The 11,814-nt window shown below is 57.9% G+C and carries 8 protein-coding genes; all 8 read left to right on the top strand.

Annotated elements, in window-relative coordinates:
- Positions 1 to 34: 34 nt before the first annotated feature.
- The 8 genes from BM234_RS00650 (at position 35) to BM234_RS00615 (ending at position 11,783) form a co-directional block, all read left to right on the top strand.
- On the top strand, positions 35 to 1,792 hold the full coding sequence (locus BM234_RS00650; protein WP_092059640.1) for a relaxase/mobilization nuclease domain-containing protein: 1,758 nt from the start codon (positions 35 to 37) through the stop codon (positions 1,790 to 1,792).
- Positions 1,793 to 1,809: 17 nt separating this feature from the next.
- The gene (locus BM234_RS00645; RefSeq protein WP_092059638.1) at positions 1,810 to 3,804 is read left to right on the top strand and encodes a conjugal transfer protein TraG; all 1,995 of its coding nucleotides are present in this window, start codon (positions 1,810 to 1,812) and stop codon (positions 3,802 to 3,804) included.
- Positions 3,805 to 3,813: 9 nt separating this feature from the next.
- Positions 3,814 to 4,248, top strand: coding sequence for a ribbon-helix-helix protein, CopG family (locus tag BM234_RS00640; RefSeq protein WP_092059636.1), 435 nt, complete (start codon positions 3,814 to 3,816; stop codon positions 4,246 to 4,248).
- A 197-nt stretch (positions 4,249 to 4,445) separates the two neighbouring features.
- Positions 4,446 to 4,643, top strand: a complete 198-nt coding sequence (locus BM234_RS00635) for a helix-turn-helix domain-containing protein (protein ID WP_092059634.1) — start codon at positions 4,446 to 4,448, stop codon at positions 4,641 to 4,643.
- Between the two features lie 10 nt (positions 4,644 to 4,653).
- Entirely contained in the window at positions 4,654 to 6,786 is a 2,133-nt protein-coding gene (locus BM234_RS00630; RefSeq protein ID WP_092059632.1) for a type I restriction-modification system subunit M, read from the top strand.
- 2 nt (positions 6,787 to 6,788) lie between these two features.
- Positions 6,789 to 8,585 carry a GmrSD restriction endonuclease domain-containing protein gene (locus BM234_RS00625; RefSeq protein ID WP_092059630.1) on the top strand — a complete coding sequence of 599 codons (1,797 nt, stop codon included), beginning with the start codon at positions 6,789 to 6,791 and terminating at the stop codon, positions 8,583 to 8,585.
- A 38-nt stretch (positions 8,586 to 8,623) separates the two neighbouring features.
- Entirely contained in the window at positions 8,624 to 9,670 is a 1,047-nt protein-coding gene (locus BM234_RS00620; protein ID WP_092059628.1) for a phosphoribosyltransferase-like anti-phage protein, read from the top strand.
- Positions 9,654 to 11,783 carry an NADAR family anti-phage protein gene (locus BM234_RS00615; protein ID WP_092059626.1) on the top strand — a complete coding sequence of 710 codons (2,130 nt, stop codon included), beginning with the start codon at positions 9,654 to 9,656 and terminating at the stop codon, positions 11,781 to 11,783. The genes BM234_RS00620 and BM234_RS00615 overlap by 17 nt, the downstream gene beginning before the upstream one ends.
- The last annotated feature ends 31 nt before the right edge of the window (positions 11,784 to 11,814 follow it).

Below are 11,814 nucleotides of genomic sequence, written 5' to 3'. Positions count from 1 at the left end.
CTTTGTGGGGCATGTTCTGCAAGCGAGTGCGGCCATGACCGGGCGCGACGATGACCTCCGCATACGGCCCGGGCGTATCCGCGACGGCGGCAAGACCCCGAAGCAATCAACACGCTTCGTCAACGAGGTGATGCGTGCAGCGCGGAAATCCGGACATACCGGCTATCGTATCGGCGCGGGCAGCACGCGCTCCGGCAACGCCGCTTTCGGGCGTGGACGGTTTGCCCGAACCGCCAAAGGTCTGACCCGCACGTCCCGACGCGTCGTCGTGAAGGCCCGCGTCGTGCGCCACCAAGGCAAGCGTTTTCGCTCCGCGCCCATGGCCAAGCATCTCGGCTACCTGCAGCGCGATGGCGTCGGTCAGGACGGGCGCGACGCCGACTTGTTCGGGTGTGAACGCGATGAACTCGACCGGGGCGGATTTGCGGCGCGCTGCGAAGAGGACCGGCATCATTTCCGGTTCATCATCTCGCCGGAAGACGCGGGCGATCTCGAGGATCTGCGCGCCTTCACCCGGGATCTGATGGCCCGAGCCGAACGGGATCTCGGCACAACACTCGACTGGGTCGCCGTCGATCACTGGAACACCGACAATCCGCATGTGCACATCCTGGTGCGCGGAAAGGCCGACGATGGGCGGGACCTTGTGATCTCGCGTGACTATATCAGCCAGGGGTTTCGCGCGCGCGCAGAAGACCTCGTACAACTGGAACTGGGCCCCCGCAGCGCGCGGGAGATTTCCCAAGCGCTGGAAACGCAGGTCACAGCGGAGCGCTGGACCGATCTCGACCGCGGCCTGCGATCCCTGGCGGACGATCATGCCGGCATCGCCGACCTGCGCCGCGGAACGCCGGGACCCCGCGATCCGTTGCTGCGCCGCTTGATGATCGGCCGCGCCCAGTCACTGGAGAGGCTTGGGCTGGCCGAACAATTGGCCCCTGCCGTCTGGGAGTTGAAACCAGATGCCGAAGACACTCTGCGCGAGCTTGGGATGCGCGGCGACATCATCAAACGGATGCACCGCGCCATGGGCGCCGACCGCAACCGCGCAGCGGGTGATTTCGCCATCGAAGGCACACCCACCGCCCCGATCCTCGGGCGGCTCGTGGAACGCGGCTTTCATGACGACCACGCCGGGACCGGCTACGCGATCATCGACGGCGTTGACGGTCGTGTTCATCACCTGCGCTTCCGGGATCTCGATGCGACCGGCGACACGCCGCAAGGTGGCATTGTCGAAACCCGGCTCTGGACAGGGAAGACGGACGGGACACAGCAACTGTCGCTTGTCGGTCGTTCCGATCTGTCGCTGGCCGCCCAGATCGCGGCCGATGGAGCGACCTGGCTCGACCGCCTGCATCTTGCCCGAGATCGCGCACCGCTGAGCGGTGCTGGATTTGGCGCAGAGGTTCGCCAGGCGTTGGAGCAGCGTGCGGATCATTTGGTCGCCGAAGGCCTCGCCCGACGGCAAGGGCAGCGGGTCACCTTTGCCCGCGATCTGCTGGCCACCCTGCGCAACCGCGAACTGGACACCATCGCTCAAGACCTCAGCACACAAACCGGCCTCCCCCGTTACAAGCCGACCGAGGGCGAACCCGTCACAGGGACGTTCCGGCAACGCCTCGATCTCGCCTCGGGCCGCTTCGCCATGATCGACGATGGTCTCGGCTTCTCGCTCGTCCCCTGGACCCCCCAACTCGAACGCCATCTCGGCCAGACCGTCACAGGCACGATGACGCCCGGCGGCGGGATCGATTGGAGCCTCGGGCGCAAGCGAGGGCTGAGCCTCTGAGCAGAAAGGACATCACCATGAGCCGTCAGGACACGGCATCGGCCACCAAGATCCTCTGGGGCCAGATCATCATCGTCAGCATCGTGGCGCTGCTCTTCGTCTGGGCGGCGACGCAATGGGTCGCGTTTCGTCTGGGGTTCCAGCCCCAGCTTGGCGCGCCTCTCACCGCCCTGTTCGGCCTGCCGATCTACCGCCCGTGGCAGGTCTTCACCTGGTGGTACTGGTACGACGCCTACGCGCCCCGCGTCTTCATGGAAGGGGCCGCAATCGCCGGCGCTGGCGGGATCGCCGCCCTTGCCGTCGCCATCTTGCTGTCGGTCCTGCGGGCGCGCGAGGCGAGCGACGTGACAACCTATGGCTCTGCCAGATGGGCAAGCCCCAAGGATATCACCGCCGCCGGGCTGTTCGCAGACGACGGGGTCGTGCTGGGCCGCCTCGACAAGCGCTACCTCCGGCATGACGGCCCGGAACACGTGCTGTGCTTCGCCCCCACCCGCTCCGGCAAGGGCGTCGGCCTGGTGATCCCAAGCCTGCTGACCTGGCCCGGCTCCGCGATTGTCCACGACATCAAGGGCGAGAACTGGCAGCTCACGTCCGGATGGCGGGCGCGGTTCGGGCGTGTCCTGCTCTTCGATCCGACCAATGCCGCCAGCGCCGCCTACAATCCGCTGCTCGAGGTCCGCCGCGGCGAGCGCGAGGTGCGGGACGTGCAAAACATCGCAGACATCCTCGTCGATCCCGAAGGCCAACTCGAGCGGCGAAACCATTGGGAGAAGACCAGCCATTCCCTTCTGGTCGGCGCGATCCTGCATGTCCTCTATGCCGAGAAGGACAAGACACTGGCGGGCGTCGCCGCCTTCCTGTCCGATCCTCGGCGTCCCATCGCCACCACACTGACTGCAATGATGCGCACGCCCCATCTGGGTGACGGCCCCCATCCGGTGGTCGCCCAGGCCGCGCGCGAGTTGCTGAACAAATCCGAGAACGAACGCTCTGGCGTCCTGTCCACGGCCATGTCCTTCCTCAGCCTCTACCGTGACCCGGTCGTCGCTTCCGTCACCCGCCGCTGCGACTGGCGTATCGACGATCTGGTCTCCAGCGCGCAACCGCTCACTCTCTACCTGGTGGTGCCTCCTTCTGACATCTCCCGCACCAAACCGCTGGTCCGGCTGATCCTGAACCAGATCGGTCGTCGTCTGACCGAAGAGCTGCACAACACCAACCGCAAGCACCGCCTGCTGTTCATGCTCGACGAGTTCCCTGCCCTCGGCCGTCTCGACTTCTTCGAAAGCCAATTGGCCTTCATGGCCGGCTACGGCCTCAAGGCCTTCCTGATCGCCCAATCGCTGAACCAGATCGAAAAGGCCTATGGCCAGAACAATGCCATCCTGGACAACTGCCATGTCCGCGTCGCCTTCGCGACAAATGACGAACGCACGGCGAAGCGCCTGTCTGACGCCCTCGGTACCACGACCGAGCTGCGCGCGATGAAGAACTATGCCGGGCACCGCCTGTCGCCCTGGCTCGGACATTTGATGGTCTCTCGCCAGGAAACCGCCCGGGCCTTGCTCACCCCCGGTGAGATCATGCAGCTTCCACCCGATGACGAAATCATCCTCGTGTCGGGCGCGGCACCAATCCGGGCGCAGAAAGTCCGGTACTTCCGCGACGCGCAACTGCAGGCGAGAATCCAAAAGCCGTCTATAGTGGAAGCATCTGCACCCGTCAGCCCTGCAGGAACCGACGATTGGAGCTGTCTTCAGCCGGTCACACCCCCTCACGAAGCTGGCATGAAAAAGCCCGCTGAGGACGCGGATGGCGGCATCCGACGAGAGCCTGAGATCCAAGAGCATGAAGATGTGGCGCCTGAGTTGCCGTTCCCGCGCGAGGAATTCGCGGCTCTCGAAGACGAACCTGACGACGAGGCCCAACGCGCCCGTACCATGCAGACCCGTTTCCGCCACGCCGCGCGTCAAGCGGCCCTCGATCCGGACGACGGGATCGAACTGTGAGGTGACCCCATGAAGAAAGCCAAGATCACTGCCTATGTAGACGCAGCCCTCTTTGATGAAATCAACGAACTGGCCGCGCGGCGGCGCGTCCCCAAAACCCAGATCATCGAAGCGGCACTGGCGTCGTTCCTTTCACCCGACAGCGCCGAACAGAGCGAGGCCGCGATCGTCCGCAGGCTGGACCGTCTGACGCGGTCGCTCGAGCGGCTGGAACGCGATCAGGAGATCACGACCGAGGCGCTGGCGCTGTTCGTCCGCTTCTGGCTGACGACAACGCCACCTTTGCCAGACGACACCTACTCAGCGGCCAAGGCCAAAGGGAAAGAGCGGTATGGCGGATTTGTAAAAACGCTGTCACGGCGTCTTTCTAAGGGCCCGACATTCGCGAAGGAACTGTCTCGAGAAATCGAAAATGATCTACGCGCGACCGAAAGCCAGTCCTAAGTCGCAATTTCAGATTTAAGTGAAATACGCCCAGGACTGCCTTCACGAGCCTCGCATCGCAGCTCAACTCTGCCAGAGCTAACCCAAAAAGTTCAGTCGTGAAGCGATTTTTTTATGCAAAAGCAAACTTAGACGAGAATGGACTGGTTTGCCCTATTCTCCGCTGCTATCGTAAGAACATCAGCGAGGATGCGATAATGACGGATACGGCTGACCAAGCTATGACCGTGCGAGATGTGGCTGGCTATCTGAACGTCGACGTGAAGACAGTCTACCGGCTCGTTAAGCGTGGCGATCTGCCTGGGTTCAAGGTTGCAGGCGCATGGCGCTTCAAGAGATCGGACCTCAATAGCTGGATCGATATGCAGAAAGAATCTGCGAAGAAAAGGGATTGAGGGCAAAAGAGTGAGTGATCTGAACATCAGCAATTTCATCTGGAACATCGCCGACGATGTTCTTCGCGATGTATATGTTCGCGGTAAATATCGGGATGTCATCCTGCCTATGACTGTTGTTCGTCGTCTCGATGCCGTCTTGGAGCCGACTAAAGACGCCGTTCTCGCAATGAAGGCCCAGCTCGATAAAGCAGGCGTTGCAAATCAGCATGCCGCGCTTTGTCAGGCGTCTGGTGAAGCATTCTACAATACCTCTCAGTTTCGCCTACGGGATCTGACAACAAAGGCCCGTCGCCAGCAATTAAAAGCGGATTTCGAAGCATACCTTGATGGCTTCTCGCCGAACGTTCAGGAGGTTCTAGAAAAGTTCAAATTCCGTAATCAGATCCCGACACTTGTAGACGCAGATATCTTAGGGTTCCTAATAGAGAAGTTTCTCGACCCGTCAGTCAACCTCAGCCCAAGACCAGTTCTTCATCGAGATGACAGCGAGCGCTTACCCGGCCTAGACAACCATTCCATGGGTACAATCTTCGAAGAACTGATCCGACGCTTCAACGAAGAGAACAACGAGGAAGCCGGCGAGCATTTCACGCCTCGCGATGTCGTCGAACTCATGGCATACCTGATTTTCAAACCAATAGCGGACGACATCCAGTCCGGAACTTATCTTGTCTATGACGGCGCGTGCGGCACTGGCGGCATGCTAACCGTGGCAGAGGAAAAGCTTATCCAGCTGGCTACAGAGCACGGCAAAGAAGCTTCGGTCCATCTATACGGACAGGAAGTTCAACCCGAAACCTTCGCCATCAGCAAGGCAGACTTGATCCTAAAAGGTGAAGGTGCCGAAGCTGAGAACATGAAATATGGCTCGACACTGTCAGCCGACGCCTTCCCGTCGAGGGAATTCGATTTCATGCTGTCGAACCCACCATACGGCAAGAGCTGGAAATCCGATCTTGACCGGATGGGCGGCAAGAAGGATATCACCGACCCTCGCTTCATCATAGAGCATGGCGGAGACCCAGAATTTAGTCTGATCACCCGTTCCAGCGACGGTCAGATGGTTTTCTTGGCCAATATGCTGAGCAAGATGAAGAAAGACAGCAAAGTCGGCAGCCGCATAGCAGAAGTGCACAACGGGTCGGCTTTGTTTACCGGCGACGCAGGATCAGGCGAGAGCAATGTCCGGCGCTGGGTTATTGAAAATGACTGGCTCGAGTCAATCATCGCGCTGCCGCTGAACATCTTCTACAACACTGGTATCGCAACATACATTTGGGTGCTCAGTAACCGCAAGGCACCATGCCGTAAGGGTAAGGTCCAGTTGATCGATGCTACGACTTGGTTCAAGCCGTTGCGCAAGAACCTTGGCAAGAAGAACTGCGTTCTTGGACCGGACGACATCAAGCGAATTTGCGATAGCTTTCTCAACAGCGAGGAAAACGAGCAGTCTAAGATTTTCCCCAACGATGCATTTGGCTACTGGAAGGTCACCGTCGAGCGGCCCTTGCGCTTGAAGGTCGAACTTTCGGCCAACGCGCAGCGTCATTTCACCAAGACATGTAGGGAGGCTGACGACGAGCCCCTCATTAGCGTTGTGGAAGAGGTAACCGAGCGGCTTGGCGAAGGCCCTCATCACGATTTTAACCACTTCATTGAAGAAGCTGAAGCTGTTGCGAGCAAGCACGGCGTCCGTATGACGGCAAAACGCCAAAAGCTCCTGATGGCAGGGTTTGGCATCAAGGATCCTAAAGCGGAACCTGTTATTAGGAAGGCGACCAAGATCAAGCAGAGCGCCGATGCCGAAGCCGACGCGCTGCACGGCAGTTACCATCGAACTATCGGTGGCAAAGCAGCAATCGTCGAATATGAGCCGGACACGGAGTTAAGAGATACCGAGCAGGTACCATTCTTGGAGAGGGGCGGTATCGAGGCTTTTTTCCGACGTGAGGTTCTGCCTCACGCGCCGGACGCTTGGATAGAACCGTCGAAAACCGTGATCGGTTATGAAATATCTTTTACGCGGCACTTCTACAAACCGCAGCCTCTGCGGACACTCCAGGAGATTGAATCTGACATCCGGGCGCTTGAAGAGGAAACCGAAGGGCTGCTTGAAGACGTGCTGACGGGAGGTCGCTAAGCATGGCCACCCAGCGCTATTCCGTGACCCCGCATCCGATTGAGACACTTCTGACCTGGGTGAAGTCCGGCGAGATAGCAATCCCGGAGATCCAGCGCCCCTTCGTATGGGATGCGACTAAGGTACGGAACCTTTTGGACTCACTCTATCAGGGTTACCCGGTCGGCTATCTGATCGCATGGCGGAACCCGTCGGTCCGACTGAAGGATGGCTCCACCTCGTCGGGCAAGCGCATTCTGATTGACGGGCAGCAACGCGTCACCGCGCTCATGGCCGCGTTACTCGGCCAGGGAGTGCTGACCAAGGATTACGAGACGGTACGGATCCGGATCGCGTTCCACCCAGTCGACGAGCGATTCGAGGTCTCGAACCCGGCGATCCAGAAAGATGCCTCCTGGATTCCGGACTTGGCGACGGTTTTTGCGCCTGACGCCAGCCTGACCAAGCTCACGCGTGAATACACAGCGCGCAATCCGGAGGCTGATCAGGACCGGATTTCATTGGTGCTGGAGAAGGTTCGCAAGGTTATAAACAATCAGGTAGGCATCATCGAACTGGCTGAAGATCTCGATATCGAGACGGTAACCGAGATCTTCATCCGAGTGAATTCGGCCGGTGCATCGCTTAGCCAAGCTGACTTCGCCATGTCGAAAATCGCGGCGAACGACACGTATGGCGGCAACATGCTCCGCAAGGCTATCGACTATTTCTGCCACCTTGCTGTCGCGCCTGAATTTTTGCCTCGCATTGAAAAGGGCGACAAGGCATTCGCCACATCCGAATTCCTACCAAAGATGCGTTGGCTAAAAGACGTCAATGACGACCTGTACGATCCCACTTACACAGACATGCTTAGAGTTGCGTTCACATCAGAATTCCGACGCGGAAAACTCCAAGACCTCGTTGCCTTACTTTCGGGTCGAAACTTCGAGACCAAACAGTATGAAGAAGCCGTTGCTGAAGAGGCTTTTTCCCGACTGAAGACAGGTGTTCTGAACTTTATAAACAAGACGCACTTTGATCGATTGACAATGATCCTTCGTTCGGCTGGTTTTGTCACCTCGAGGTTAATCCGTAGTCAAAACGCAATAAACTTCGCCTATATCCTCTACTTGCGAGGTCGGGCTGAGAGCATGCCCGCTGCCGACTTAGAGCGACTTGTGCGGCGCTGGTACGTGATGTCGCTACTTCGTGGGCGCTATTCAGGAAGCCCAGAAACGGCCTTCGACTTTGATATTCGCCAGATCGAATCTCGTGGCTTGGCTAGTTACACAGATGCTGTGATCGACGCCGAACTGCCTGAGAGCTTCTGGAATACGCTGCTGCCGCAGGAGATGGAAACCTCATCAGGTTCAAGCCCTTATTTCTTAGTCTATCAGGCAGCTCAGGCAAAACTCGGTGATCTCGGCTTCTTGTCTCGCGACATAACCGTGCGTGATCTTCTTCTAAACCGAAGCGATGTGCATCACGTCTATCCGCGCAATCACCTTAAGGGACAGGGCCTGACGCGCGGTCGCTACAATCAGATCGCAAATTTCGTCCTCGCCCAAAGCGAAATCAACATTGGAATAGGCGACCGCGATCCGAAAGTCTATTTCAATGAGCTTGCTGACCAATGCAACGGCGGCCTAAAAAAGTACGGCGGGATCACGACAGGAGAAGAGATGCGGTCAAATTTGCAGATGAGTTGCCTACCGGTGTCTCTGCTAGACGGCGATATCCCGACCTTCGACGATTTTCTCGAGCAACGTCGTAGATTGATGGCGCATAAGATACAAACTTACTTCGAAGGTCTATAATCTGCTGAATTTCTATTTTTGATATTAAAGAGCCACAAATGACTGAACGCAATGACCTTCTTGCTTCCATAGCTGCAACAACCGCAGATTATCGTGAAGGTGATCTTCCGGCACCGACTCCAGATCATGTAGACCGGTGGGTCAATCAGTTTGGCGCGGACGTGCAACTTCCGATCCTCCGCGAGATGGATCACGTTCTAAAGCAGACGTACATCACACGGGCATCCGTCAAGGATTTCTTCTCGTCTCTTATTTCCCACAAGGAGCTTACCAGCGGCAACCCGGGGACCTTCTGGTCGCAGGCTCATTTGCTTGATATTCAGCAGAATGGCCAGAGCCAGAAGCACATTAAGGGATTATTTGGAGAGGCCCTCCACGAACAGCTTGGCTTGGACATAAATGCCTGTGGGCGTCCCGGTGGCGCATTCATCTACCTTGACGACGTAATTTTCTCGGGAGGTCGGGTCACAACTGATCTCAGCGCATGGCTACAGAATTCGGCCCCACCAAACTCGGTTATCCATGTTCTTGTCATAGGAACACATCGATTGGGTGAATGGCAAAGCGAGAACAGGATCAAAGAAGCCGCTAAAGCTGCTGGGAAGACTATTGAGCTTCACATTTGGGCAGCCATCAGGCTCGAGAACAGGATGAAATACCGGAACTCGTCCGACGTTCTTTGGCCCGCGACCGTCCCAGATGATCCTGCTCTCGCGGCCTATTTGGCGCAACAAGGACGTTTCCCCTTGGAGCTACGCCAACCGGGCGGCAAGCCAGAAATCGAGATATTCTCATCAGACGAAGGTCGCCAACTGCTCGAACGCGAATTTCTCATGGCGGGCGTGCGTATCCGTGGATTTTGCCAGAACCCCTCAGCCATCATGCGCCCTCTCGGTTTCAGTGGTTTTGGCGTCGGCTTCGGCTCGACCATCGTGACCTATCGGAACTGTCCCAACAACGCGCCCCTCGCCTTGTGGTGGGGCGATCCCGATGCCCACCGCAATCATCCGTTCAGCAAGTGGTATCCATTGCTGCAACGGCGCACATATGAACAAGAGGTCGATTTAGATGACTTCGACTTCTGAAGCGTCCCGGAATAATCAGTTCCGAACATATGACCGCGAAACAAGCGTCGTCTTCCTCAAGACGAAGGAGCGGTTTGGCGGGTTGTCGAATATGGCTGGAGGCTTTCCGCTACGTGTGAACGGTGTCCGCATCCGAACGTCGGAGGCTCTTTATCAGGCGTGCCGCTTTCCGCATTTGCCGGATGTGCAGCGCACGATCATCGACGAGCGTAGCCCGATGACGGCGAAAATGCGGAGCAAGCCGTTCCGCGAGGATTCGAGGCCGGATTGGGACGCAGTACGCGTGAAGATCATGCGCTGGAGCCTGCGGGTGAAGTTGGCGCAGAACTGGAATGAGTTCGGCAGGCTGTTGCTGTCGACCGGGGACCGGCCCATCGTCGAGCAATCCCGCAAGGATGATTTCTGGGGCGCGAAGGTGATTGACGACGGCACTCTCGTCGGCATGAACGTGCTTGGCCGACTGCTGATGGAACTGCGCGAGCAGCTGAAGGGCGATGAGGCGGAGAGCCTGCACGAGATCGAACCGCTGTCGATCCCGGAATTTCTTCTGTTCCGCCAACCTATTGAGGTGATTTGCGCTGCTGGCGGTAGCCGTCGGCCCGTTGGGCTTGATGCACGTCACGAACGCCCGGTTGCTCCACCACCACCGCGCGACCTGCCGCAACCCTCACTTTTTGACCAACCAATGATCGACAAGGGCCAAATGGACATTAAAACTGATCGCGCCGCCGAGGCGGAGAATACCATTGGCCCAAAACCATACTCGGGTTATCGCGACAGTGCTCATGATTGGCTCGGAGCCGCTCCAGAACACTGGAAGGTTGTGAGGAGCAAATACCTTTTTCGCGAAGTTGATGAACGAACGGATACGGGCACCGAAACATTGCTTTCGATGCGCCAGGCACACGGGTTGATCCCGCACAACAAGGTCTCGACCAAGCCAGTGACGCCAGAGGATTTGAAGGGTTACAAGCGGGTCCAAGCCGGACAAATGGTCCTAAACCGAATGCAGGCATCGAATGGCATGTTTGCCGTTGCGCGTGAGGACGGTCTTGTAAGCCCTGACTATGCGGTCTTCCGCCTCTTGCAACCAATTGAACCCGATTACTTCGTCAACCTGTTCAAAACAAACATTTACCGGGCTAAATTTCGTCAGGAATCCAAAGGGCTTGGGACCGGCATGTCGGGTTTCCTGCGGCTTTATTCGGACCGCTTCGGTACCATTCCGATGCCTCAGCCGCCTGAGGATGAACAGCGGAGGATAGTGGAATTTATACATAGCTACGACCTGCGCGTCCGCCGTCTAATCCGCAACAAACGGCGGCTGATCGGGTTGTTGAACGAGCAGAAGCAGGCGATCATCAACGGGGCCGTCACGCGCGGCCTGAACCCGGATGCTGCAATGAAGCCAACCGGTATCGCTTGGATGCCGGAAATCCCCGAGAAGTGGGTGATAACCCCGTTGCGGCACCTCTCCACCTGTCTAGACGGCAAGCGGGTACCGCTCGAAGCGTCTGCCCGTGAAAAGATGCTCGGTAATATCCCTTATTGGGGCGCGAACCAAATCATCGATCATCTAAACGATTTCTTGCTCGATGAGGACCTGATCCTGCTCGGCGAAGACGGAGCACCGTTCTTCGACCGTAACAAGCCAGTGGCATTCTTCTCGCAAGGCAAGGTCTGGCCCAACAATCACATTCACGTCCTGCGACCAAAGCCCGGCAATCGACCCGAGTTTATTGTGCACGCTCTCAATTGCGTGGACTATACGAACTACGTCGGCGGCGCCACGCGAGACAAGCTCACGCAGAGTTTCATGAAAGCCATACCCATCCCAATCCCGCCAGAGAACGAGCAGATTGCCATCCTCGAGCATGTGACCCGGGAATGCACCCCGTTGGATGAAACGGCCGAACGGGCTGCACGCGAGATCGGGTTTATTCAGGAATACCGCGAGCGGCTTGTGGCCGATGTCGTTACCGGGAAGCTGGACGTGCGCCACATCGAGATCGCCGCGCTTGCGAACGAGCCTATCGCAGACGAGGACGACACGCTGGAAGACCTGGAGGGCGACGACCCCGAGGTGATGGTGAGGGCCGATGCCGACGAATAGGCCTGCCATCCCCATAGAAATAAAGCGAGAC

This window comes from Poseidonocella pacifica (assembly GCF_900111875.1).
Classification (GTDB): Bacteria; Pseudomonadota; Alphaproteobacteria; order Rhodobacterales; family Rhodobacteraceae; genus Poseidonocella; species Poseidonocella pacifica.
The sequence above is the reverse complement of the archived record's forward strand: the minus strand, read 5'-3'. Positions and strand labels throughout refer to the sequence as shown.